Raw genomic sequence first — 26,460 nt, 5'->3', positions numbered from 1 at the left:
CCCCCAACAACGTACCTAATGTTAATCGGCATATCTTAAAACCTCTTTAATGTTCTAACATTTGCAAGAGTTCCGCTTCCGACAATCGGGTGATTCCTAATTCTTCGGCTTTTTGCAGTTTAGAACCTGCGTCTTCTCCGACAACTACAAAGTCAGTTTTAGAACTTACCGAACTTGTGACTTTTCCGCCAGCTTTTTGAATTAAATCTTTAGCTTCATCGCGTTTTAAGGTGGGCAAAGTTCCCGTAAGGACAAAAGTTTTGCCGTTAAATTTGTTACTTTGATTGGTTGCAGTTGGGGCGGATTCTTGATTTGCTAGTTGTAAATTCGCCGCTTTTAACCTTTCGATTAAGGTTTGATTGGCGGGAACTCGAAACCATTGAAACACACTTTGGGCGATTTCTGCGCCAATGCCATAAACTGCTTCAATAGATGTTGCTGAAGCTGTTTCTAATTGTTCGACATTGGTAAATTTTTGGGTTAAAGTTTGGGCGTTGACGCTACCTACTAAACGAATGCCTAAACCATATAATACTCTTGCCCAAGGTTGAGTTTTTGATTGATTAATTGCTTCGATTAATTTGGTGGCTAATTTTTTCCCCATTCTGTCTAAAGTCATCAGTTTTTCGGGGGTTAAATCATATAAGTCTGCAACTGAATGCACGAGGTTTTTTTCTACCATTTGATGCACTAGTTTTTCGCCTAATCCGTTAATGTCTAAAGCGTCACGACTTCCCCAATGTACCAATGCACCTTTTAAAATTGCCGGACAGGAAGTATTTACGCAGCGGGTGACAGCTTCATCGGCTAACTTTACCACAGGTTGATTGCAAACTGGGCAACAAGTTGGCATTTGAAAAGGTTGAGTATTGGGGGGGCGAAGTTCGGTTAAAACTTTGACGACTTCGGGGATGATTTCGCCAGCTTTGTGAACAATTACGGTGTCGCCTACGCGAATGTCTAGCGATCGCACATAATTAATATTATGCAGTGTCGCCCGTAAAACTGTTGTTCCCGCCAACTGCACCGGAGTCAGTTCCGCCAAAGGTGTAATCGCGCCTGTTCTTCCCACATTTACGCTAATAGCTTCGACGCGAGTTGGTGCTTCTTCGGCAGCATATTTTAAAGCTACCGCCCAACGGGGGAATTTTTGGGTAAAACCGAGTTGTTCTTGCAGTTTGAAAGAGTTTAATTTCGCCACTACCCCATCAGTCATGTAGGGCAAATTTAACCTTTCTGTATCCCAATAATTGTAGTAATCTGCCACATCTTCTAAAGTTTGGCAAAGCTTACGATTGGGATTTACTTTAAAGCCCATTTTTTGCAACAATTCCAAAGATTCCCATTGAGTTTGGGCAATTTCGGTATCATCTTTTCCGTAAATATGTAGAGTGTAAGCGAAGAAATCTAACCTGCGTTTTGCCACAATGCGGGAATCTAATTGGCGCAAAGTTCCCGCAGCAGCATTGCGAGGATTTGCAAATAAAGTATCTCCGGCTTTTTCCCGTTCCTGATTGATTTGTTTAAATGTATCTAAGGCTAAAAATGCTTCTCCCCGTACTTCGACGCGAAAGGGTGGATTTTCTAAATTTAATTTCAGGGGAATGGAACGAATAGTTTTCACATTTTGGGTGATATCTTCTCCGGTAATACCATCACCCCTAGTCGCACCTCTAACTAATATCCCATTTTCATAAGTTAGCGCCAAAGCTGAACCATCAATTTTCAATTCACAAACATACTCAAAAGATTCTTTCCCTATTTCCTGTTCTTTCCCATAACGCCGCCAACGTTCCTGCCAAGCGGCAAACTCATCTATATTAAAAGCATTTTCCAAACTGTAAAGCCCAATATTGTGCCGCACTGAGGTAAACTGATTGGCGGGACGTTCGCCAACTCGCTGCGTTGGACTATCAGGGGTAATTACTTCGGGGTATTGTGTTTCTAAATCTTGTAATTCCCGGTACAAGCGATCGTATACCGCATCCTCCATAATTGGATTATCGAGAGCATAATAGGCATAGCTTGCTTCTTGAAGCTTTTGCCGTAATTGTTCGACTCGCAGCTTGACTTCCGGCGTTAATGGTGACACAGAATCCCTCTTGGCGCGAAAATTACACTAAGCACAAATACCAGTCTAACGTTTGTCTAGATTGAGTGTTTTATAGCTAAAGTAAGAATCGATGAAAATCTATCTGACTACCAAAGCTGAGTTAGCTATCTTCTTCCTCTTCTTCCTTCTTCTTTCTTCGTGTTCTTCGTGTCTTCGTGGTTCAAAAAAAATTATAGCCTTTGCAAATGATTGAAGATTGCTATGTTCGCCCTCCCTTTCACATATAAAAAGAGGTGAAAAAATGAGAGTTTGGTTTGCTAGCTTCCTATTATTGTTTACTTTAGCCCAACTTTTTAAATGGATGAAACACTTATCATTACCATTACCAGTATTCATCTTAGCTGGATTGCTTTTAGCGATCGCATCTAACTATGATAAGCGATCGGGCTGGCCTTTTGGCAATCAAATCTCTGAATCCAAACCTAACAACCCAGACAATCAATAATAGTCCTGAGATTAAAACCCAAGAATTAAAGTAATTTTGCTTAAGTTAACATCAGTGGTTGATTTGTCGGGGGGATGCTTTTTCTGCAAATTTCGTAAATGTCTTGTGCTTGTTGTTTACCTCTGGGTACTACCCGATCGATCCAACGTACTTCAAAAACTTCGGATAGTGTCAATTGAGAAATTACTGAATCACTAGCAATAATTCCACATTCATAATGTTTGGTTAATTCTTGCAATCTTGATGCGGTATTTACCACATCACCAATTACAGTAGAATCAAGGCGAGAATCAGCACCCAAAGCGCCTATAATCCCTTTCCCTGTGTGAATTCCAATGCCAATATTAATCGGTTGTTCTAGGTTATATTTGCTGCGATCGCTATTAAATTCCACAATTTTTTGTTGCATCATCAAGGCACCATTTACCGCATCTTGGGGGTGGGTTTCTGGGCGATCGAATACTACCATTAAAGCATCACCCAAGTATTTATCAATAAACCCGTGATTTGCTATAATACAATCATTCATTTGGCTAAAAAATACGTTTAACCATTGAAAAGTTTCGCTGGCAGATTGGGATTCACAAATAGCCGTAAACTTGCGAATATCACAAAATAAAACAGTGATTTCTTCTTCTTGAGAATTACCTAATTGAATTGATTCGACTCCAGTGGGTGCAATGCGGCGCAGAAATTGATCGGGAACAAATAACCGTAACTTTTCGGAAAGTGCTAAATTAATATTCCAAGCTGCTGATAATTGGCGTTTAGTTTTCTCTTTAAGTTGTTGTTGAACTTGTTGCGATCGCATTTCCTGAAGTCGTAAAATACTAGCAATTTTTGATAAAAGTAAGTCATTTTTAAACGGTTTAGTTAAAAAATCATCTCCCATCACTTCTAAACCGCGCAATTTAAAATTATCGCCATCTAACGCCGTCAAAAAAATAATTGGTATAGTTTTTACAATACTATCTTCTCGCAATTTTTGGCAAACCTCAAAACCATTCATTCCTGGCATCATAATATCCAGTACAATTAAGTCGGGAATTGATGTTTTAGCTATTGTCAGTGCTTCCATTCCAGAAGCCGCTGACAGGGTATCGTAGCCTTCTGATTGCAGTAAACTTTCTAGTAAAGTAATATTCACAGGTTCGTCATCTACGAGCAAAATTCTGGGCGGGTGGTTTAGCATAATTAAGGAAAAAAAACTACTAATGTGGTACAACCACAAACATCAAAAATCAGGTTTAAAGTTAGAAATAATTCCAAAGTCTTTAATTTTTAAAGCCTTTGGTAATAGAGATACACCCGCTTTGTTCTTACAAGTAAGCTAGCTGTAGGAATTTCATTCCCCGATCTCCAGGACTTACGGAACTGGCACAATTAGTAGGGTGCTCTACTACGCTCAAACCCTTATGCTGTCGATCTGATTTATGGTAGTAGAGCACCCTACAACTCTAGCTGTAAGGAATTTCATTCCCAGATCTGTCAAGCTTTCTTAATATATTGAAACAATATAATTATAAATCTTCAACTCCCAGCTAGGTTAATTACGGATTTACTTCTTTTGATTCGCTGTGGGTATACAGGCGCACACAGGCAATTAACTCATCGACTTTCAGGGGTTTACTCAAGTAAGCATCAGCGCCAGCGGCTAAACACCGATCGCGATCGCCAGACATAGCGATCGCCGTAACTGCAACTACTGGCACTTTTTTCCACAAATCATGCGCCTTCAGTTGGCGGATAATCTGAATTCCGTCTACTTGGGGCAATTGAATATCCATTAAAATCAAATCTGGTAAACTCTGGGGCGTAACAAAAGGAGAATAAATAGTCTGCATCATCGTTCCGCCATCATAAATCATCTCTACCTTATATCCTTCAAGTTCGAGCACTTCCGAAATAAAAGCTTGGTTGTAGGGTTGATCTTCCACCACCAAAACTCGTTTAGTCTCAGCTTTAGCGGGAGAATTAGAGGGTTCTTTGAGTTTTAGATTAATTTTCGACTGAGGTGCAAACTCTAAATCTCCTATTCTTGTCTGTTGCTGGCGCATTTCCGTCAGCGGTATCCAAACGCGGAACTTACTACCTTGATTTACTTCCGATTCTAAAGAGACAGTACCACCATGTAATTCTGCTAACCGCTTTGTCAGCACCAAACCCAAACCTGTACCTTCGTGATGGCGAGTTAGGGAAGCATCCACCTGTTGAAAAGGACGGAATAGCAAATGCCATTTATGTCTAGGAATACCAATACCAGAGTCTTCCACTTCTAAGCAGAGGTAAGGAGTACTGGGATTGATCGCAGAGCGATCGGGACGATATTCTTTCTCTAATTGGCTACCATAAGCCAAGCGGCTACAAAGTTTAATTTGTCCGCCTTCGGGGGTAAATTTTACCGCATTGGAAAGCAAATTAATTAAAATCTGACAAGCGCGACGTTCATCGATGTTCACCTGTTCCAAACGATAATCCAATTCCAAAGTCAGCGCCAGTCGTTTTTTCAATGCCCGCACTTGAATCATTTTCAGGCATTCTGTACAAAGATAATGGATCGAAATCGCTCTTAAGTTCAGTTCAACTTTGCCAGCTTCAATCTTGGAAAGATCGAGAATATCGTTAATTAGTTGTAACAGGTGTTCGCCGCTTCTTTCGATCGTCTGAACATAACTGAGTTGGCGATCGCTCAAAGAACCCGCACTTTGGCGAATCAATAAATCAGAAAACCCTAAAATACTATTGAGCGGCGTGCGTAATTCGTGAGACATTGAAGCTAAGAACTCTGACTTCATCTGCGATGCGCGTTCTAAGTCTTCATTAATCCGCAGTAAATTTTCTTGCGCTTGCACTCGTTCGATCGCCACTCCCAAAGTCCGACAAGCTGCAATCAGCATATCCTGTTGCGGCGCTTCTTGTAACTTCTGTAAATTGCGCGATTCCAGAGTTAGCACTCCGATAATCGTACCATCGGCTGCCGGAATCGGAAAAATCCCCAATTGTCCGATCGCTGGATGTTTAAATCCTGCTAAAGCTTTCGGGTGTTTATAGTAATCTTCCACAAACAGCGGTTCGCCTGTTTCCACCACATCCCAGAGTAACCCTTCACCATAAGGAATGCCTTGATTTAGTAACGCTTCCATTTCCGCAACCGCTATTTCTCCATGAGTCGCAATAAATTGCCCCGAAATCTGATTGGTAATCGCGTTAGCGTAACGCTGATTACCATTACCAATAATTACTTTGACATCGCCAAAAGCTGCACCCGTTACTTTTACCAAATAGCTAAGAGCAAATTTGCCAAGTTCTTGTAAATCAGTAGCAGGTTGGAGTCGTTCTGTAAGTTGTAGTAAAAAATTTAACCGCTTCACTTCCGCATTTAACGAATCTTGAATTTCGCTAGCTGAACGCAATGCTTGCTGGTATCTTGTCACATCGCGGAACGTAAATAAACGTCCTCCGTCAGAGGTTAATGTAGTGTAAACTTCTAAACAAATGCCATTACTTTGTTGTAAGTATAAACAAGTGTTTGCTGTATCTGCTGTTTCCAGATATGTTTCCAAGTTTTGCTTTTGTGATTCTGACCAATAGCCTTGTTCTACAATATGGTTAAACACAACTTCATCCGTAGGTTTCGTTTCCAGAAACGCTGGAGATAATCCCCAAATCTGGATCAACTTAATGTTAAATAGGATTAGTTGGTGGGATCGATCAAAAAGCGCGATCGCATTGTCCACTTGATTAACTATTAAATCCTGTTCTTGCTTGAGTGTTTGCAGGCGCATCTCTATCGATTCTAAATTCATAGTGGCAAACAGTGTTGAGGACAAAGATTTTTTTTATCCACCGTTAAGTTAACAAAATTTAACATTCGCGGTTAGTGAGTGTACTCTCCCAATGGTTGTGATCTAAAACACCTGCGACAATTACACAAGTGGAGAAAATATACTTGAAAAACCTGCGTATAAAGCTTGGTTCACTTCACCTGTCGTCAAAAAATACATCTCGAATGAGTAAACACTACCCATAATGGGTGAACGTTTTGAGTCAGATAGTGGGCATACTTTTCGTTATAGGGAATTGAGGAGCTAGAGTCCATGTTAATAGCTGAAAAACTGGCAGATGAATTGCGAAAGCAGCTGCAAGTGGACTGTGAGAACATCAGCCAACAGACCCAAGAGAGTATTACTAAATGGTTATTGGGAAAAGAAACAGAGCGTTATGAAACCTTAGCCCCGAATCAGTTAGCAATTGCCAGACAAGCGATAGACTATCGTTACCGGATTTTAAGGCATCGGTACTTAGGAGTAGGGCCTGAAAGAGCATATAAAAATTTAATGACTCGCTTGGGTTCGTTGGTGATGCTCCGCAATAAAATTAAGACTTGGGTAGCCTTGAGTCGCGATCGTCAAAGAGCAGTAGTTGATGTTCTCCAGGAAGTAATTCAAGAATTATTACAGTCCGATCGCTACCTACAAGAGCAAATTGGCTGGATACGGGAATGTACAGAAGATTCTAGATTGCGGAATGCTCTGTTGCTAACCAGTACCGAAGAGTACTGTATGCGCCCGATTCGCAACCAACCTTTACTACTGTATCGTTTTGTTAACTATTTGCGTCGTTCCCAGAGGGGAGGGATTACCCAAGTACCAACAGGAGACTTGGTGCGCTTAGTTTCGGAAGAAATAGTCCCGGAAGAAGCAGACAACCCGTTAAGTTTATTGGATAATCAAGCGATCGCGCAATACCAAGAAAACCAAGAATGGGAAGAAAAACTTGCCGCCCGGAGAGCCGTCAAAACAGAATTTGAAAACTATTTAGCCAAAAATATTGATTCTTTTGCCTCGGAATGGCTAAAGCTTTATCTTCAAGGTAGAACTCAAGAAGAGATCGCCCGCGCCTTAAACAAACCCATTAAAGAAATCTATCGTTTGCGGGAAAAAATCAGCTACCATGCCATCAAAGTTTTTGCCCTAAAAGTACAACCAGAGATAGTTTCCACCTGGTTAGAAACCTCCCTTACCGAACACCGTCTCGGCTTAACCCCAAGTCAGTGGCAAGAATATTGGGAGAGTTTAACATCAGAACAACGGCGACTCTTAGACAACTTAACCACAGGCAAAACCCTAGAAGCCGTAGCCCAAGATTTAAACCTGAAAACAAATCAAGTAATGGGGGAATGGAGTAAACTTTACCTGGCAGCGCAAGAAAAACGCAATGCTTAGTAAAGAAATGTAAAATATTAGGGAATAAATTCCGTTTTGGGGTAGAGAGTAATACGCTGCAAAGATTTGCGATCGTTAAAGATAGCCATCCACTATCAGAAGACAAAAGTTATAATATCCTTTAATTAACAGGGTGTATCTGAACCTGATACTTAGTTAGGTATTTATCCTGAGTAATTCAGGAAAAACCACTTAAAGTTAACAGGAAAAATTTAATTGATTTTTGGCTAATCTGAAAAGTTGTCATTTAGCTAGAGCAACTCCTCCAACTAGTTTGGCAGGAGAAAATTTGCTCTAACTTCAAAATTTATCCCAACCGGAATTAAACAGCACAAAACAACAACAGTAGGCCAAGAAAAGGGAACGAATCAGAAAAAATCATCCTGGTCAAAGTAAATATTTATGCCACCTGTAGAAGTTAACTCTATAAAAAGCAAGCACAGCAAAACTCAGGGAGAGACTTTTTCATCAATGAAAGATGACCCGCTTCAGATCAATGAAGCAATGTTCCGCCTGATTGATGGTATTCTTCCCTTTGAAGCCTGTTTATATCATCAAGTTATACCTCTTTCCCTAGAGGGAACCCGCCTAAACTTAGGCATGGTAGATCCAAAGGATACAGAAGCCTTGGATTATGTTCGCCGCATCTTGGCTTACATGAACTGCTCGCTAATACCACAGCCACTTTCAGCCAAAAATCACCAAGCATTGCTCTCAGCTTACTTAAGCCACACAGGACAGTTAAAGTCAACAGCACCCAGCACAGAGTCACAAGAAATAGCCAAAGAAAAGTTAACTCAAGATAATAAACCCACGCTGATTTTAGATGATGAAGAATCGGCGACAGATTATATCGAGGAACAAATCCCACCAGTAGTAAATTCACCACCAACAGTGGAGCAGGATATAACAGCGCAGAAACCACTATCTGCCAGTAAGAGTGGGGATAAGAAAGCACAAACACCACCTGTTGTTCCCAATCCAGGTTTGAGTTTACCGACGTTGGAAGTAGAAGCGCAATACTTAACTAGTCCGATCGAAGTTTTGGCAAAACTGCCACCCAAAGTTTTACTCGGTGAATTACTCGCAAGAGTATTAGCCGGAGGAATTGGTCGGTTATATTTAGAAAACCATAGCGACAACGGACGCATTCTCTGGAGCCAAAACGGAGTTCTCCAGTTAGTCTTAGAAGGAGTCAATAGCTCCATTCTCCAGGGATTAATTCAAGAACTCAAGCGGTTAACCCACTTGCCGATGTTGCCAGTGGAAAAACCAAAGCAAGCAGAAATTGAACGCATTTACAAGCAAAACCGCTTGCTGCTACGCCTGCGAATTATGCCCGGTACTTATGGCGAAGAAGCAACCCTGCAAGTACTGCGGGGCGCAGCTTTGAAATTTTATCAACAGCAACAGCTGGAAAATTTGAGTCGAGATGCTTTAAACATTGCCCAGCAGTTGCAGCAAAAAGTTAATGAAATTCGCGAAAGGACTAATCTTGACCCTAGCTTGAATACAGATAAGCTAGAAGCTCTCCCAGCTTTAGATGAATTAGTTCAGAGCGTGGAACAACAAATTAAATATTTAAGAATTGTACAAGCTCAAGCCAAGAAAAATGAACATAACCCAAAATAATCTAGAAAGGAGTTGCTGCTTTTCTCTTTAAATAGAAAATTCCTTACAGCCGAAAAAGCCTAAATTACCCATCCCTAGACTACGATAGAAAGTGCTAATTGTTTCTGCCACAAAAGCAGCCCTTGTTCAACCAAGGAGAAGACTTTTATTGCTGCCGATGCTGGTAATCGTGATTTTAAGATCTTTCATGCAGACTGAAGATTTTAGTGAACTTTTTCCGCTTTTCAATACGGTCAATCCAGAGACCTTAGAATGGTTGCTATCGGTTGCCGACGAACACGAGTATCCCGCCAGCAGAGCAGTTCTGATGGAAGATGCCTGGGGTAATGCGGTTTACTTTATCCTATCCGGTTGGGTAAAAGTCCGTCGCATCGCAGGCGACGATCGCATATCGCTGGCAATTCTAGGAAAGGGCGATTTTTTTGGAGAAATGGCGATTCTCGATGAATCTCCGCGTTCTACAGATGTGATTGCCTTGTCCTCAGTGCGGTTACTCAGCGTCCACGCTCAGCGATTTATCCAAACTTTGTTTAAAGACCCACAGTTACACCATCGAATGCTACAACTGATGGTCAGAAGACTGCGCCAGATGAATATTCGTTTTCAATTACGTCATCAACCACCCGCAGTTAAGTTGGCTAACAGTTTGATTTCTATGGGAGAAAACTACGGTCAAGTTACGGATACGGGAACGGAAATTTATAATATTCCGTTCAAAGATTTGGCTGATGTGGCTGATATAGGTGTTGAGGAAACTACTAAGATTATGGAGAAATTAGATAGTAAGGGTTGGATTAAAATCGATCGATCGCGTCAAGTAATCCATTTAATCAATGTTAAGCAGTTGGCGCACCTAGCAGGAAAAATTTAACCAGCTGTGACAACTTTTTCACCGGGTAGGGGAGAGGATTAGCGCAATTTTCTCCTCTTGGTAAATATCGAGCAAGCAATTTTGAGCTAAGTAAATAAACATTATCAATTTTCCACTGTCATGACAGAAGCAACTACTGTTCGCCCTAGCACTTTGCCACGCACTACACCTAAAATACACTTTCAAGTGGCGATGCCTCAACCTAATTCACATTTGTTTGAGGTAAGTTTACAAGTTTCGGGATGGTTAGCACCAGTTTTAGATTTAAAACTTCCCGTTTGGACTCCCGGTTCTTATTTGGTGCGCGAGTATGCAAAAAATTTGCAAGATTTTTCTGCCCTAGCGGGAAACACAATTTTGCCTTGGCGAAAGTTAACCAAAAATCACTGGCAAGTGGGAACAAATGGGGTTTCAGAAGTTACGGTGCGCTATCGAGTTTTTGCTAATGAGTTATCCGTAAGGACTAATCATTTAGATAGTTCTCACGGTTATTTTAATCCGGCGGCGCTGTGTTTTTATATCCCGGAATTTACGGAACAACCAATTACAATTACTATTGTTCCTCCCCAAGCAGATTGGCGCATTGCTACACCTTTAACTGCGGTTTCCGGGATGTTCAATACTTTTGTAGCGGCTGATTTTGATACTTTGGTGGATAGTCCCTTTGAAATAGGCACTCATCAATTTTATCAGTTTGAAGTATTGGGCAAATCCCATGAGTTAGCGATTTGGGGAAAGGGAAATGCTGAACCAGAACGAATTATTGAGGATACGAAAAAAATTATTGAGGTAGAAGCCGAAATTTTTGGGGGTTTACCTTACGAAAGATATTTGTTTTTGCTGCATTTGTCGCCAAGTATGGGCGGCGGTTTGGAACATAAATATGCTTGTTCGTTAATTTATCCCCGGTTTAATTTCCGCAAACAGGATAAGTATGAGAGTTTCATGCAGTTGGTGGCGCATGAGTTTTTCCATTTGTGGAATGTGAAAAGATTGCGTCCGAAAGGTTTGGAAAAGTTTGATTATGATGGGGAAAATTACACTTCTTCCCTGTGGTTTTCGGAAGGAACTACTAGCTATTACGATTTACAGATTCCGTTTCGTGCGGGAATCTATGATGCTAAGACTTTTTTGCAAAATTTAAGTAAAGAAATTACTTTGTTGCAGACTAAACTGGGAAGAAAAGTTCAGCCTGTAAGTGAGTCGAGTTTTGATGCTTGGATTAAGCTTTATCGCCGGGATGCCAATAGTGATAATTGTCAGATTTCCTATTATTTGAAAGGGGAAATGATTTCGTTTTTGTTGGATTTGCTGATTCGGGAGAGACAGGGAAATGAGCGATCGCTAGATGATGTGATGCGCTATATGTGGGAAAATTTCGGTAAGGCGGAAATTGGGTTTACACCTGAACAGTTGCAAGGTGCGATCGAATTAGTAGCTGGAAAAGATTTAAGTGACTTTTTCGCCAGCTACATCGACGGTGTTGAAGAGTTACCTTTTGATGAATATTTAGCACCTTTTGGCTTACGTTTAGAAGCTGATATTGATGAAAATCAACCTCCTTATATTGGTTTAAAAGCCAAAGCTCAAAATGGCAAACAAAAGATTGAATTTGTAGAATTTGGTTCCCCTGCACAACTAGCTGGCGTTAGTGCTGATGATGAATTATTAGCAATTGATGGAATGCGAGTTAATGCAGATCAATTAAACGACAGGCTAAAAGATTATCAACCAGGAGATCCAATTCAATTGTCAATTTTCCATCAAGATGAATTGCAAACTTTGCCAGTTACTTTAGCCGATCCGCAACCTACTAATTACAAAATTGTAGCTGTGGAAAATCCCAATTCAACCCAGCAAGAAAACTTTCAAAATTGGTTAGGAATTCCCTTAGCAAACCTGAAAAATTAGAATTTCGTAGGGTGCGTTAGGTTGCACCTAACGCACCTTTTTTATTCTACTAATTTCCGATAAAATGAATTATCATGCTAACCTTCACCGTCAACTTAAATCCTATTATTAAACTCACTGACGAACAATTTTATCAACTTTGTAGAGTAAATCCAGATGTAAAATTTGAACGTAATGCTACAGGAGAAATTATTATTATGTCACCTACAGGAGGGGAAACAGGAAGTTGTAATTCAGAAATAAATGCTGATTTTGTAATTTGGAACCGCCAAACTAAATTGGGTAAAGTTTTCGATTCTTCCACTTGCTTTAAACTTCCTAATGGTGCGGATCGATCGCCTGATGTAGCATGGATTCAACAGTCAAGATGGGATACACTAACTACCGAAGAGAAAGAAAAATTTCCCCCAATAGCGCCAGATTTTGTTTTGGAGTTAATGTCACCCACTGATAGTTTAAAAGAAAGTCAGAAAAAGATGCAGGAATATATAGATAATGGTGTAAAGCTTGGTTGGTTAATTAATCGAAAAAGTCGAAGGGTAGAAGTTTATCGCCAAGGAAAAGCTGTAGAATCGCTCGAATCTCCCACTGAATTAACAGGGGAAGATGTGTTACCAGGATTTGTGCTAAATCTACAATTTATCTGGGATTAACTTCAGTTAATTGTTCTGGTTTCAAATAACCTGCGGCGATACAATCAGCGATAATTTCTTCGACTAATTTACCGAGAATAGGTGATGCTTCTTGTACAGGAGACATTCTTTTTCTGACTAAGTTTTCGGTAATTCCGTGAATTTGCCAAGTTCCGCCGTGATTTTGTTGATTTTGCAGTAGGGGTTGTAGGCGATCTAGGGCGATCGCAAATTTAGCAGTTTCAGTTTTTGATTCCTCAAATTCTTCCCAAAGTTGGGTTAATTCTTTAGCTTGTTCTGAAGGTAACAAATTAAAAATTCGAGTCGCTGCTTTGATTTCCCTCGCTGCTTTGTCTAAGTTTGCTTTTACGTCGTAACAGAATGTGTCTCCCGCATCTATTTCGATTAAATCGTGAATTAATAGCATTTTAATTGCTTTGATAATATCAACTTCTGGTGCTGCATATTCGGCTAAAATTATTGCCATAATTGCTATATGCCAGGAGTGTTCGGCGCTGTTTTCTTGGCGGGAACTATCGGTTAATTTGGTTTGGCGCAGGATGTTTTTTAGTTTGTCAATTTCGGTGATAAATTGAATTTGTTGAACCAGTCGGTTGTTCATATTTTTTGGAACCGCTCCTGACGCAGAGGACCCAGAGAGAAAAAATCGAGGAGTTTGAAAGTTATTTGCGAGTCTATATTATTATAGTTAGCCCTAGCAAAAATTGCTATGCTTACAACTTCTATTAGTTTTCAGTTTTTTGAGCGTGTGGATCTAGTCTAAATGAAAAATACAGAGGCGATGATACTGCCTTTTTTAATCAGAGTAATTGCTAATTGGGCTAAATCTGTAGCGGTGCGTGCTGGGGCTTGTACCATAGTATGATTAAACTTTAAAGGTAAAAGTATTGTAGCGATTTTCCAAAAAGGTGGCAAACTTGACTAATTATTGGTTGATGAAATCGGAACCAGAGGTTTATAGTATAACTCATTTGCAGCGCGATCGCCAAACTATTTGGGACGGTGTACGTAACTATCAAGCGCGAAATTTTATGCGCCAAATGCACCCTGGTGACTTAGCATTTTTTTATCATTCTAACGCCAATCCTCCGGGAATTGTTGGGTTAATGCGCGTCATCAAAAACAATGTTGTCGATCCGACTCAATTCGATGCTAAAAGTAAATATTATGACCCTAAATCTACTCCCCAATCTCCACGCTGGCAAACTGTAATTGTGGAATTTAAAGAAGTTTTTCCCCAAATTATTACTTTAGAAAAGCTCAAACAAGAATTTAGTCCAGATGAGCTTTTAGTTGTTAAACAAGGTAATCGTTTATCAGTAATGCCTGTAGCGGAAACTGTGGCGACACATATTTTAAATTACAGCCGGAAATAGCGATCGCGCCCAGCAATTATTTTTGCCCACACCCGATTAAACTTTCTGTATTTTTTACATTTAGTTCCTAGATATCAAATAGTATAAAAGGACAACCAACTAATCCTTCAGGACTTCAGTTTTTCCAGAAGTAGCCCAAGCATTATTGCGTGAGGATTAACATTTGGTGTCGGCTTAGGAGGTTCAAGTGAAGCGCTCATACTGGTATAAATACTTTCAATGGCTTAGGAGGCAAACTCTGCATCACTGGCTACCACTTTTGCTAGGCATTGTCGCCACGCTCGCAGTTTTTGGACTGTGGCAGCAGTTATTAATACAGGAACAACAGCACATTGAACAGTTAGTTCAGCAAGAAGCCACAGCTATTGAATCGGAGTTCAAAGAAGAACTGACAGAACGAGTTTTAGCACTGCAACGGATGGCAAAGCGTTGGCAAACAGGTAGTCGGACAACTAAAGCTTTCTGGGAAGCAGACGCAGCTGCCTTAGTGAAGGACTTTGATGAATATCAAGCGATACGTGCTAACGCACACGCTGGCGCGATCGAACTAATCGTTCCATCATCTAACATATATTGGATGGTCGCTTCGCCACGCGAAAAACCAAAAACTCAGAACTTAAACCTCAACCAAAATGCCGTTCGGCAAGCTGCCTTAAAACTCGCACAAACTCGCCGTCAACCCATCCTATCACGCCATATTTTAAACAGTGAAGGAAATCAAGAGTTTTTGGCAGTTATTCCCTTATTTACAGCCGATCGTCTTGATGGATTTATTCTTGCTGTTTTCCCAATTCCGGCACTGCTTGATACTACGTTAAGAGTAGCGAAAGGTTATCAATTAAAAGTTTATGAAAATCAAGAATTAATTTATAGTCAAGGCTCACAAATCAAGTCTCCATTCTTTAAAAAAATAATTCCAATTACAGTTTATAACCTGAACTGGAAACTAGAAATTTTAACAAATCCAGCATTAATCGACACCAAGCACTTCCTGCTCCCGAATATAGTTTTATTTAGTGGTTTAATTGCTGCTTGGACTTTAGCACTAACAGTTTTTCTCGCCCAAAAATCAGAAAAACAAATTCAAAAAACTAAAAAAATCAACCAACGGCTACAGATAGAAATCATCGAGCGACGGCAAGTAGAAGAAACTTGGCGAGAAAGTGAAACCAGATATCGCCAACTGATCGATCACTTAAATGCCGGGTTTGTAGTTCATGCACCTGATACGAGCATAAGCTTGTGTAATCTAACTGCTTGTAATTTATTAGGGCTGTCGCTCGATCAAATGTTGGGAAAAAGTGCGATCGATCCCGCATGGCATTTTATTCGGGAAGATGGAACAATCATGCCGGAAGAGGAATACCCTGTGAATCGAGTTCTATCAACAGGAATTAGCCTGGAAAATTATGTACTCGGAATTAGCAGAGATTCAGAGCCAAATGTTTGGGTATTAGTGACGGCATTTCCCGAATTCGATCTCAAAAATCAACTCAAACAAATTGTGGTGACATTCATCGATATTAGCAACCTGAAGCAGGCAGAAGCAGAGTTGCGAGAAATGACTGGAGTCTTAGAAAATGCAGTCTCAGGCATTTCCAAATTAGATGTTCAAGGACGCTACCTCTACGTTAATAGAACATACGCCAGCATCACTGGCTACCAACCGGAAGAAATGATTGGGATGTCTTGGCAGCTGACAGTACATCCCGATGAATTAGAGAAAATGATCGCTAATTATCACCAGATGGTACAAGAGGGCAGGGTAGAGGTTGAAACTAGAGGAATACGCCGGGATGGTTCAGTTTTTTATAAACAACTGGTGATGATTGCCTGCTACGACGAACAATACCAGCTTTCGGGGCATTACTGTTTCATGAAAGACATTAGCGATCGCAAATTAGCAGAACTTGCCCTGAAAAAAGAATCCCTACGGAGTAAAACGCTGTTTGATATGTCAATGGATGGCATTGTTGCCATGAATCATCGAGGAGATGTGGTACAAACTAGCCCAAGTTTTGCCCGGATGATTGGCTATACCATAGAGGAAACCCTAAAACTTAATGTTGCTGATTGGGATGCTCAGTGGACCGAGGAAGAACTACAAGTTTTCATCAACAGAGAAGAAGTAATTCCTCTGTTTGAAACCAGACATCGCCGTAAAGATGGTTCTATCTATGATGTAGAAATTAGCTGGAACCGAGTGGAATTAGAAGATCAGAGAATAAACTTTTGTATCTGTCGGGATATTAGCGATCGCAAACAAGCCGAAGAAACTTTACGCATCTCCCAAGCACGTTTTGCCGGAATTCTCGAAATCGCTAACGATGCGATTATTTCAGTCGATATTAATCAGCGAATTACCCTATTTAACCAAGGGGCAGAAAAGATTTTTGGCTACAAAGCTGACGAAATTTTAGGACAACCTTTAGACCAATTACTACCATCTCGCTTCGCCAATGTTCACCATGACCACGTTAATAACTTTGGTCAATCAAGTGGTAAAGCACGACGCATGGGTGGTGTAGAAACTTATCGCCCAGTTGGAGAACGAGGGGAAATTTTTGCTCGTCGCAAAGATGGCAGTGAATTTCCTGCGGAAGCCTCAATCTCGAAATTGCAACTAGGTGGCGAGACAGTCTTTACCGCATTTTTGCGAGATATTAGCGATCGCAAACGCATGGAAGACGATCGCCAACAAGCTGAAGCCGCTTTGCGCCAAAGTGAAGCCCGCTTCCAAGCATTCATGAATCATAGCCCTACTCCTGCCTGGATTACTGATGACAAAGGAATAATCCTATATCTCAGTCAGACTTATTACCAAACTTTTCTAGTACCAATTGAAAATTCAGTTGGCAAATCTATCTTTGAAATTTATCCCCAAATAGTTGCCCAACAATTTTTAGAGAATATTCAAACTGTTGCGGAAACTAAGCAGGTAGTTGAAGCCATTGAAGTGGCTCCGCGTCGAGATGGTGAAATGGGTAATTTTCTAGTTTATAAATTCCCCATTCCCGATCCTTCTGGACAAACTTTGGTGGGAGGAGTAGCAATTGATGTGACTTTGCAACATCGAGCCGAAGAAGCGTTACGTCAAAGCGAAGCCACAAAACAAGCAATTATTGAAGCCATTCCCGACTTACTGATTCGGATGCGTTCTGATGGTAATTATCTGAATTTTGTTTCTAACAGTGACTTTAACATCGTCAATCCTGACCAGATCCGTCACGATGTAAATGTGTTTGATATCTTGCCTAATGAACTAGCTCAAATTCGCTTCGATCATACCCAACAGGCTGTCAAAACTGGAAAGATGCAGGTTTATGAGCAACAGATTTTCATCAAAGAACAACTTTGCTATGAAGAAGTGCGAATTGTGCCATTACAGCAAGATCAAGTGTTGGTTATGGTACGGGATATTACCGATCGCAAACGCGCCGAAATCGAACTAAAACATCAAAAAGAAATCCTACAAGCCATGTTCGACCACATTCCGATCATGGTTGCCATGTTTAACCAAAAAAACATGATTGAATTCGTTAATCCCGAACTCCAAAAAGTATTAGGTTGGTCACTAGAAGAATGGCAACAACGAAATATATTAATAGAGTGTTATCCCGATCCTGCTTATCGCCAAGAAGTAATAAATCACATGATGGCAGCTAATGGCAAATGGAAAGATTGCATTACCCTAACAGCTTCTGGTGAAACTTTGCACACCTCTTGGGCAAACGTCCGACTCTCCAACGGCTACTACCTTGGTATTGGTCAAGATATCACCGATCGCAAACATTTTGAAATTAAATTGCAACAAGCCAAAGAAGCCGCAGAAGTAGCAAATCAAGCCAAGAGCATTTTTCTGGCTAATATGAGTCATGAATTACGAACTCCGCTCAACGTAATTCTGGGATTCTCGCAAGTAATGAGCCATGATTTATCTCTCAACAGCGAACAGCAAGAAAACCTGCAAATTATTCGCCGCAGTGGAGATCACCTGCTCAATCTGATTAATGATGTATTAGATTTGTCGAAGATCGAAGCCGGACACACCACAATTAACTTGTGCAATATAGATTTAGTTGCTCTATTACATTCACTTCGTAGTATGTTTGGGCAACGTGCGATCGCAAGAGACCTCGACTTCAACTTCCATATAGACCCACTTTTACCCCAATACATCACCACCGATGCCAGCAAACTCCGTCAAATACTGATTAACCTCCTCAGCAACGCCATCAAATTCACCAAACGGGGAGGCATCACCTTGCGCGTTAAACTGGATAATAAACAACAGGAGGTGAAAAATAATACTGCCAATAACTCTATGCCCCAAAACCTTTACTTCCTCATATTTGAAGTAGAAGATACAGGCAGTGGCATTGCCCAAAAAGACCTGAATGCAATTTTTGATGCTTTCGTACAAGCTGAAGCTGGCAGAGGAACAACCGAAGGAACAGGATTAGGTTTAACCATCAGTCGTAAACTTGCCCGCTTACTAGGAGGAGAGATTAATGCTACTAGCACAGTAGGAACAGGCAGTATATTCCGACTGATCCTGCCGATTGAAATTGCTACCAATGCAGATATACAACTAGAGCAAAACGATCGCCAAGTAATCGGACTGGTTCCCAATCAACCTAAATATCGCATATTGGTAGTCGATGACCAAGCCGAAAACCGTTTATTGCTGGTCAAACTGTTGACTCAATTAGGATTAGATGTGCGCGAAGCAATCAATGGGCAAGATGCGATCGCGATCTGGAAAGAATGGCAACCTCATCTTATCTGGATGGATATTCGGATGCCCGTTCTCAATGGCTATGAAGCGGCAAAATGGATTCGCGCCCAAGAAAATCTGTTGCGGGAAAGTGAGGCAGATGTGGAACATGAGGAATCAAAGCTCAATGTGCAACATCAACGATCGATTATTATTGCTCTGACAGCCCATGCTTCACAGAGCGATCGTGAACTTGCCCTCGCCGCAGGCTGTGATGATTTCATTAGCAAGCCATTTCAAGAAGAAACCCTGTTTGAAAAAATGGCAAAATATTTAGGTATCTCTTATATTTATGCCGAAAATGAGCCACAATTACCCAATCAAACTGACCTTTCTCTGACGCAGGCATTAACTACCGAGAGTTTATCTGTAATGTCAGAAGAATGGATAGCTGAGTTAAACTTTAAGGCGCTATCCTGCGATCAAGATGCAGTTTTGGAATTGATTGACCAGATTCCCGAAGCTCACAGCCAACTTGCAGCCGGATTACGCCAACTAACACAAAACTTTGAATTTCCTCGGATTGTGGAGTTAGCAAATCAGCCGCTCAATTGGGAATCCTAAAGTTGGGAGTATATTTTAAGTCTATGGTTACAGTTCCGACAAATATAAAAACCAAAGTCAGCATTTTGATTGTCGATGACCAACCCGACAATTTACGCACTTTGTCTGCTATTTTACGAGATGAAACCTACACGGTGAGACAAGCGACTAGTGGCAAAATCGCTTTGAGTGCAGTACAAGCAAATCCCCCGGAACTCATTTTATTGGATGTCCGAATGCCGGAGATGGATGGCTATGAAGTTTGTGCAGTCCTCAAAGCTAATCCTGTCACTCGTGATATTCCCGTAATTTTCTTAAGTGCTTTGAATGATGTTAATGATAAAGTCAAAGCCTTTAAAGCTGGCGCAGCAGATTACATCACTAAACCGTTTCAAGCAGAAGAAGTGTTAGTTCGGATTGGACATCAACTAACTATTCGACAACAGCAGCAGCAATTATTAGCGCAGAATGAACAGCTAAAAGAAAGCGAGGAAATACTGCGGTTTCAAGCAGAACAAGAACGGTTAATGGGTGCGGTTATTCTCAAAATTAGACAATCTCTCGAGAAAGAAGTTGTTTTTAGTACAACGGTTTCTGCAATTCAACAATTGCTGCAAGCCGATCGTGTATTAATCTATCAAATATTGGCTAATAATACGGGAAAAGTAGTAGCGGAATCAGTTGTACCAGGTTTTCCAGCTATTTTAGGAATGTCTTTCCCAGAAGAAGTATTTCCCTTTCCCTATCATGAACTTTACAATCACGGCAGAATTGGCATTATTAATAATATCTATGCCAAAAATTTAGATATGGCTCCTTGTTTAATAGAGTTTGTGGAACAATGGGCAGTGAAAGCTAAATTGGTGGTGCCAATTTTGGCTAATGAAAAGTTGTGGGGGTTGCTGATTATTCACAATTGTTCTGCGCCTAGAAATTGGCTGAGTTCGGAAGTAAGTTTACTTTCGCAACTGGCAGGTCAAATTTCGATCGCGATTCAACAAGCAGAACTTTATCATGAGATTCAGAGTTTCAATAGCACTTTGGAAAGGCAAGTCTACATTCGGACTTTAGAATTACAACAATCTCTCAAATTTGAAGCCACGCTAAAACGCATTTCTGATAAAGTGCGAGATTCACTAGATTCGCATCAAATTCTCCAAATTGCTGTCAAAGAATTAGCGATCGCAACTAAAGCAGAAACTTGTAATGCTGCTCTCTATAGTCCCGATCGTCTTACTTCTAAAATTCATTATCAATATGTTGCACCAGGATTACCCGAAACTCAAGGACAAGAAATTCAAATCCAAGATGCAATTGAGATCTATAAACAATTGCAGCAGGGTTATTGCTTCGCCTTTTGTCAAACTGAAGCTAGTACAATTCGCAATCATTCAGCAAGTTTGGTTTGTCCCATTTTTGATGGACAATGGGAAAAACCAAAAGTAATTGGCGAACTCTGGGTATTGAAATCTATTGATTCTTGTTTTAGTCAAATGGAAATTCATTTAGTGCAACAGGTGGCTAATCAGTGTGCGATCGCTCTCCGACAAGCAAGACTTTATGAAGCGGCTCAATCTCAAGTTAGGGAACTCGAACGACTAAATCATCTCAAAGATGATTTTCTCAGTACCATTTCTCACGAACTGCGTACCCCAATTTCCAGTATTCAGATGGTAACAGGCTTATTAATGGAGCTTACTAATCAAGGAAAAACTTTCATTCAAGACACCGCTCATTTAGAAGCACAAAACAACGAAGCAATGCACTATCTGAAAGTTTTGCACGAAGAGTCTGAGCGGGAACTAAACTTAATAGAAGACTTACTTAACCTTCAGCAAATCGAAGCTGGAGTTTATGCTACTCAACCTATTCCTATTAATTTACAAGATTGGCTGCCTCATGCGATCGAAAGTTTTCAAATTCGGGCTTATAATCAACAGCAAACACTCCAACTGGAAATAGATCCCCATCTTCCTATCTTAACAGTTGACCTCCGTAGCTTTAGCCGCATCTTCACCGAATTACTCAACAACGCTTGCAAATACACTCCATCAGGTGAGAAAATCTCAATTTCTGCTTATACAAACGCAGAACATTTCTATTTGAGCATTACAAATACAGGTATCGAAATTGCACCAGAAGAACTTGCTCACGTCTTCAAAAAGTTTTACCGCATCCCCAACAACGATCCTTGGAAATACAGCGGTATTGGCTTAGGACTAGCATTAGTGAAAAAACTGGTTAAACAGATGGGCGGGATAATTACTGTTCAAAGCAATAACAATCTCACCCAATTCACAGTTCAATTGCCAATTCTGAAATAACTTAAGAACCTTCAACTTTTTCGATCGCAATTGTCAAATGAGCAACTAGCGCCCCAATTGCCCCAATTGCTGCTACGATCGGGAACAATGCTGTCCCAACTACTCCTCCCACAACACCAATAGTTAGAGGAATTTCTATTAGTATATGCCCTTCTTCATTTTTGATGGTAATGCGACGAATGTTACCTTCGTAAATCAATTCCTTAATCTTACTTACTAAGGCATCACCGCTAATACTAAACTCTTCAACCCTAACTTTTGGTGTAACAACCTCAGTTTCAGGTTTGATGTTAATTACTTCAATCTCTATAGCATCGGCTTCGTCTTGAGGTGAATTCATTGTAAAATCCTCCAATCTTAAATTTCAGGACATCAGGCTGTTTACAATTAGCTGACTACCTCCTAAATTATAATCATTATAACGATTAATATTAATTTGCATGAACAGCCAAATTTCACTGTTAGCACAACTTTCTTCGTGGAATAACGTGATTCGCACAAATCCTCAAGATGCTCAGGCATATATTCGGCGGGGAATGACGAATTTTAAGCTGGCTAACATTGCCGAATCTATTGAGGATTTTGACACAGCACAGAAGTTAGAACCAAGTCTCACGCCCTATCTTTGGCAACGTGGTTTATCTTACTATTATGCCGAAAAATTTGCCGAGGGTGCTAACCAATTTGAAATAGATTTAACAGTTAATTCTCATGATGTTGAAGAAACGGTGTGGCGATATCTGTGTATTGCTAGATTTAGTGGAGTTTATGAAGCGAGAAATACTTTATTAGAAGTGCGGAACGATCCGCGAAAAGTAATGGGTTGCGTTTATGATTTGTTCGCCGGAAATAGTACAGAAGAAGATGTATTAATTGCTGGCGAATGTGAAGGTAAACAAGGGAAATTTTACAGTCATCTTTATTTAGGTTTGTATTATGAAGCAGAAGAAGACGTGCCAAAGTCTCAAAATTATATAGTCAAAGCAGTTGGTTATCAGTTAGAAGATTATATGTGGTATTTAGCTTGCGTACATCAGAAATTAAGAGGCTGGTAAAATCAAGGTTATTTCCGCTTTTTTCGATAAAAAGCTGCTAGTTTTTCTGGGGAAACTCCCAGGTAATAACCAACAATCATTAATTGATTAATCAGGGTAGTTTTTATGATACCAAGCTGTTGCCAACGGCGACCTGATGTGATAACTGGTGTGGTGATAATGGCAATTTTTCCCATGTTTCTTAATTGCCGGATCAAGACAAAATCTTCCATAATTGGTTGGATGGGAAAACCGCCAATTTTATGGAATATTTCGGCTTTGACAAAGATAGCTTGATCGCCGTAAGGTAGGGAGAGAAAGTGCGATCGCCAATTCACCATCTTCTCTACTAACCTAATCCCTCTAACTTTAGCATCAATCGCCAATTCAAACGCACCCCCAACTACTCCCGGTTTTTGTGTTGCTGCTAAAATCATCGACCCAAAATTAGCGGGTAAAATTGTATCACCATGCAAAAATAAGAGAATGTTTCCAGTTGCAATTGTAGCACCAGCATTCATTTGGATCGATCGTCCACGAGGCGAAGTTAAAACTTTGTAACCGAAACTTTCCGCAATAGCAACTGTTTGATCTTCGCTTCCCCCATCTACAACAATAACTTCTAACTCTGGGTAACTTTGTAAATTAAGCAAAGTTTTTTCAATTGCCTTAGCTTCATTCAATACCGGAATTATCACCGATATTTTTATTTGTTCTTTTGTCATTAATTTTGGGGAAGTAAATAGTTTTTTCAATCGAGATACCCGACTTCTTCAAGAAGTCGGGTATCTGTATACTTCACTAAATCTTCTGGTCTATCAATATCAGAAAGAGTAGTAAGATAAGCAACTACTAACTTCAACTTTTGGGCAATTTCAACTGTTTGCTGTAATACCTGAGAAGTTCCCCAATTAATTCCAGTAAATAATTCAGGAATTAACCGTTTTAACCCAATTAAATAATAACCTCCATCAGTTGCAGGGCCAAGTACTAATTCATGTTGAGAAAGTGCTGCAAATGCTGACGCTATTAGTTGTGAGTCTAACGCCGGACAGTCCGAACCAATAATTACAACTTTCTCAATTCCCTTGGTGAAAGCTGTTTGAAAAGCTGTCGCCATTCGCTTACCTAAATCCCCTTCAGTTTGTTGTTTATAGGTAATATTTTCTCCTAACCATGCTGCCATTAACTGTTGGTTTCCTCCGGTAAAATGCACTTCAATTAAAGTATTTGCAAGTCCTTTTAATTGAGTAATTACTGTTTCAGTTAATTGGCGATGCAATTTTGCTGCACCTTCAGCACCAAGAACCGGAATTAATCGCGTTTTGGTTTTCCCTGGTTCGGGGTAGCGAGTAAAAATTATTAAACAGTTTTTCGTATTGTTGTTAGTCATTGGTCATTTGTCATTAGTTAGGATGAATTTTGTAAACGCAGATGTTCAGCATGATTTTTGCTGGGGTGCTAGAGGTTGTTTTTTACCACAGATATCCACAGATGAACACAGATGAACACAGATGTTTATAAAAGTTTTCTGTGGGATACCAAGTGACCAATGACCAATGACTAATAACATTTAACTCAGATAAGAGGACTACGAGGCGGAGCCTGGAGTTTCTCGTTCCCCGGTTCAACCGGGGAACGAGGGAACGAGGGAGAGGGAGGTTCTACCTCCTTTCTACCTCCAAAAGTGGAGCAAGTTAACTCATTTCTAACATTCTTTGCATCGGACGCAATGCGGCAATTCTGAGATGTTCTGGTAAAGTGAGTTCTGGAGTGCGATTTTTCATTGCTAAATATAGCTTTTCTAAGGTATTTAATCGCATGAAAGGACATTCGTTGCAAGCGCAATTGGTTATCGGTGGCGCGGGAATAAAATGTTTTCGCGGTTGCTGTTTTTGCATTTGGTGAATAATTCCCGGTTCTGTCGCTACGATAAATTCTGGAAAGGAACTTTCCTGGGAATATTTCAATAAAGCACTGGTAGAACCGATAAAATCAGCGTGGCGTAAAACTGGTGGTTCACATTCTGGATGTGCTAAAACTTTGGCTTCTGGATGAGCAATTTTTAACTGGACAATCTTCTTTTCGGAGAAGTTTTCATGGACGATACAAGCACCTTGCCACAACACCATTTCTCGTCCAGTTTGCTGCATTACGTAGCGTCCAAGGTTGCGATCGGGCCCAAAAATTATCGGCTGATCTTCGGGAATTTGGTTAACTATTTTCACAGCATTGGAACTAGTGCAAATAATATCACTCATTGCCTTAATTTCAGCCGAACAATTGATATAAGAAATTACCAAATGTCCAGGATGTGCAGCTTTAAAAGCAGCAAATCGATCGGGGGGACAACTATCCGCCAAAGAACATCCAGCGTTGAGATCTGGTAAAAGTACCAATTTATCAGGGTTGAGAATTTTGGCGGTTTCTGCCATAAAGTGAACCCCAGCAAAAACTATTGCCTCCGCATTTGTACTGGCGGCTCGTCGGGACAGTTCCAAGGAATCACCGATATAATCTGCTACATCTTGAATCTCTGGATCTTGATAATAGTGAGCCAGTATAACTGCATTCAGTTCCTTCTTGCGAGCTTTTATCGCTCCCACTAAATCATAAGGAATTGCTGAAGCTTCAGTGGTTTCTCTGGGTAGTAATGTACTAATAAACACAGGGTATTTCTAATTAAAGTAAGAAGACATGACTGTTACTGTTCATTAATTATAGTTGATTTTACTAAAAATGGAGGTAGAGAGTATCAGTAAGAATTACGTAAACTTCTGCTAGAGCGCTATAACCAGTAAAATTTATCAGACTTACGGACTTACGCACTTTCACCAAAGAAACCAGGTGTGGCACGTAAGTCCTAGATTAGTTTTATTGATTGCCTGAAAGTTGGGGAGAACGATCGCACCGTTCAATGATGATGTTGATGGTTATTTAGCAATTGTTGGGGTGATTCTGGTGCTGGGGGGGAGTGGCGAACTAAACCCATTGCGTGTGTGCCAAAACTTGCCAGTCCCATTGTCACTAGTCCAGCACTGAGTAACCCCATTGAAACTAACCCCGCCGAGAAAATCCCCATTGAAATTATCCCGATCGACACAATTCCATGAGTCGAAACGCCGATCGCCACAATTCCATGCGCTGAAACGCCAATGGCTACAGTACCATGAGCCACAGTCCCTACAGACAACCATTTCTTTTTCATAACAAACCTGCTATCGAGAGCTTTGATGCGGCAACTTTAGGCAGTTTTATCTAGCTTGTCAAAAGACAAGTTGTAATAATGCGGGAAATGACGATCGCTCACAAGTAAGCTGCCAAAATCGCTCTTGCTTGCCTATCCTTAGAAAAAATGAAATTGTAGGGTGCGTCAGACCAGAGATTCGATCGAGAATATCAGGGATTGAACTTCTGACCGAAAATAATGGGATACAAGCCCCGTCCTTCGAGGATGGCTTTTTATTGCCCATTTTTCAATTCCATGCTATCATAATAGTTGATATCCATTAATTCAGTATCAGTCGTGTTTGTCTACGAGTTTAAGGTCTACCCT

General features: G+C 40.5%; 19 protein-coding genes. 10 read left to right on the top strand and 9 right to left on the bottom strand.

Going from position 1 to position 26,460, the window contains the following annotated elements; translation table 11 throughout:
- Positions 1 to 46: 46 nt before the first annotated feature.
- Positions 47 to 2,092, bottom strand: coding sequence for an NAD-dependent DNA ligase LigA (gene ligA, locus ACE1CC_RS12160; protein WP_413270697.1), 2,046 nt, complete (start codon positions 2,090 to 2,092; stop codon positions 47 to 49).
- Between the two features lie 262 nt (positions 2,093 to 2,354).
- On the opposite strand from ligA, the gene ACE1CC_RS12155 reads away from it, so the two are divergent.
- On the top strand, positions 2,355 to 2,558 hold the full coding sequence (locus ACE1CC_RS12155; protein ID WP_413270696.1) for a hypothetical protein: 204 nt from the start codon (positions 2,355 to 2,357) through the stop codon (positions 2,556 to 2,558).
- A gap of 40 nt (positions 2,559 to 2,598) precedes the next feature.
- On the opposite strand, the gene ACE1CC_RS12150 is transcribed toward ACE1CC_RS12155, so the two are convergent.
- Complete coding sequence (locus tag ACE1CC_RS12150) at positions 2,599 to 3,750, bottom strand: adenylate/guanylate cyclase domain-containing protein (RefSeq protein WP_413270695.1); 1,152 nt, start codon at positions 3,748 to 3,750, stop codon at positions 2,599 to 2,601.
- A 358-nt stretch (positions 3,751 to 4,108) separates the two neighbouring features.
- Positions 4,109 to 6,364, bottom strand: coding sequence for a hybrid sensor histidine kinase/response regulator (locus tag ACE1CC_RS12145; RefSeq protein ID WP_413270694.1), 2,256 nt, complete (start codon positions 6,362 to 6,364; stop codon positions 4,109 to 4,111).
- Positions 6,365 to 6,655: 291 nt separating this feature from the next.
- Here ACE1CC_RS12145 and ACE1CC_RS12140 point away from each other — a divergent pair, with 291 nt between their 5' ends.
- From ACE1CC_RS12140 to ACE1CC_RS12120, 5 genes are all read left to right on the top strand, one after another.
- Positions 6,656 to 7,783, top strand: a complete 1,128-nt coding sequence (locus ACE1CC_RS12140; RefSeq protein WP_413270693.1) for a HetZ-related protein 2 — start codon at positions 6,656 to 6,658, stop codon at positions 7,781 to 7,783.
- 471 nt (positions 7,784 to 8,254) lie between these two features.
- Positions 8,255 to 9,415, top strand: a complete 1,161-nt coding sequence (locus tag ACE1CC_RS12135; protein WP_413270692.1) for an ATPase, T2SS/T4P/T4SS family — start codon at positions 8,255 to 8,257, stop codon at positions 9,413 to 9,415.
- 187 nt (positions 9,416 to 9,602) lie between these two features.
- Positions 9,603 to 10,286 carry a Crp/Fnr family transcriptional regulator gene (locus ACE1CC_RS12130; RefSeq protein ID WP_413270691.1) on the top strand — a complete coding sequence of 228 codons (684 nt, stop codon included), beginning with the start codon at positions 9,603 to 9,605 and terminating at the stop codon, positions 10,284 to 10,286.
- Positions 10,287 to 10,406: 120 nt separating this feature from the next.
- Positions 10,407 to 12,197, top strand: coding sequence for a M61 family metallopeptidase (locus tag ACE1CC_RS12125; protein ID WP_413270690.1), 1,791 nt, complete (start codon positions 10,407 to 10,409; stop codon positions 12,195 to 12,197).
- Positions 12,198 to 12,271: 74 nt separating this feature from the next.
- Positions 12,272 to 12,850 (top strand): Uma2 family endonuclease, encoded by a 579-nt coding sequence (locus ACE1CC_RS12120; RefSeq protein WP_413270689.1) that lies wholly within the window; start codon positions 12,272 to 12,274, stop codon positions 12,848 to 12,850.
- On the opposite strand, the gene ACE1CC_RS12115 is transcribed toward ACE1CC_RS12120, so the two are convergent.
- Entirely contained in the window at positions 12,837 to 13,451 is a 615-nt protein-coding gene (locus tag ACE1CC_RS12115; protein WP_413270688.1) for an HD domain-containing protein, read from the bottom strand. The genes ACE1CC_RS12120 and ACE1CC_RS12115 overlap by 14 nt on opposite strands.
- A gap of 334 nt (positions 13,452 to 13,785) precedes the next feature.
- Between ACE1CC_RS12115 and ACE1CC_RS12110 the strand changes: the two genes are divergently transcribed.
- From ACE1CC_RS12110 to ACE1CC_RS12100, 3 genes are all read left to right on the top strand, one after another.
- A complete protein-coding gene (locus tag ACE1CC_RS12110; RefSeq protein ID WP_413270698.1) occupies positions 13,786 to 14,226 on the top strand; it encodes an EVE domain-containing protein in 441 nt (146 codons plus the stop codon).
- Between the two features lie 187 nt (positions 14,227 to 14,413).
- Positions 14,414 to 19,567, top strand: coding sequence for a PAS domain S-box protein (locus ACE1CC_RS12105; RefSeq protein ID WP_413270687.1), 5,154 nt, complete (start codon positions 14,414 to 14,416; stop codon positions 19,565 to 19,567).
- Positions 19,568 to 19,590: 23 nt separating this feature from the next.
- Complete coding sequence (locus ACE1CC_RS12100) at positions 19,591 to 21,870, top strand: response regulator (RefSeq protein WP_413270686.1); 2,280 nt, start codon at positions 19,591 to 19,593, stop codon at positions 21,868 to 21,870.
- 1 nt (position 21,871) lies between these two features.
- Here ACE1CC_RS12100 and ACE1CC_RS12095 read toward each other — a convergent pair whose 3' ends face one another.
- Positions 21,872 to 22,210, bottom strand: a complete 339-nt coding sequence (locus ACE1CC_RS12095; RefSeq protein WP_413263508.1) for a DUF4342 domain-containing protein — start codon at positions 22,208 to 22,210, stop codon at positions 21,872 to 21,874.
- A gap of 100 nt (positions 22,211 to 22,310) precedes the next feature.
- Here ACE1CC_RS12095 and ACE1CC_RS12090 point away from each other — a divergent pair, with 100 nt between their 5' ends.
- Positions 22,311 to 22,925, top strand: coding sequence for a tetratricopeptide repeat protein (locus ACE1CC_RS12090; protein ID WP_413270685.1), 615 nt, complete (start codon positions 22,311 to 22,313; stop codon positions 22,923 to 22,925).
- An 8-nt stretch (positions 22,926 to 22,933) separates the two neighbouring features.
- On the opposite strand, the gene ACE1CC_RS12085 is transcribed toward ACE1CC_RS12090, so the two are convergent.
- The 4 genes from ACE1CC_RS12085 to ACE1CC_RS12070 form a co-directional block, all read right to left on the bottom strand.
- A complete protein-coding gene (locus ACE1CC_RS12085; RefSeq protein ID WP_413270684.1) occupies positions 22,934 to 23,629 on the bottom strand; it encodes a TIGR04283 family arsenosugar biosynthesis glycosyltransferase in 696 nt (231 codons plus the stop codon).
- 26 nt (positions 23,630 to 23,655) lie between these two features.
- The gene (locus tag ACE1CC_RS12080) at positions 23,656 to 24,297 is read right to left on the bottom strand and encodes a TIGR04282 family arsenosugar biosynthesis glycosyltransferase (protein ID WP_413270683.1); all 642 of its coding nucleotides are present in this window, start codon (positions 24,295 to 24,297) and stop codon (positions 23,656 to 23,658) included.
- A gap of 304 nt (positions 24,298 to 24,601) precedes the next feature.
- Positions 24,602 to 25,573, bottom strand: coding sequence for a quinolinate synthase NadA (gene nadA / locus ACE1CC_RS12075; RefSeq protein WP_413270682.1), 972 nt, complete (start codon positions 25,571 to 25,573; stop codon positions 24,602 to 24,604).
- A gap of 245 nt (positions 25,574 to 25,818) precedes the next feature.
- Complete coding sequence (locus ACE1CC_RS12070) at positions 25,819 to 26,112, bottom strand: hypothetical protein (RefSeq protein WP_413270681.1); 294 nt, start codon at positions 26,110 to 26,112, stop codon at positions 25,819 to 25,821.
- Positions 26,113 to 26,460: the final 348 nt, after the last annotated feature.

The sequence above is a fragment of the Floridaenema aerugineum BLCC-F46 genome (assembly GCF_041929345.1).
Classification (GTDB): Bacteria; Cyanobacteriota; Cyanobacteriia; order Cyanobacteriales; family Aerosakkonemataceae; genus Floridanema; species Floridanema aerugineum.
The sequence above is the reverse complement of the archived record's forward strand: the minus strand, read 5'-3'. Positions and strand labels throughout refer to the sequence as shown.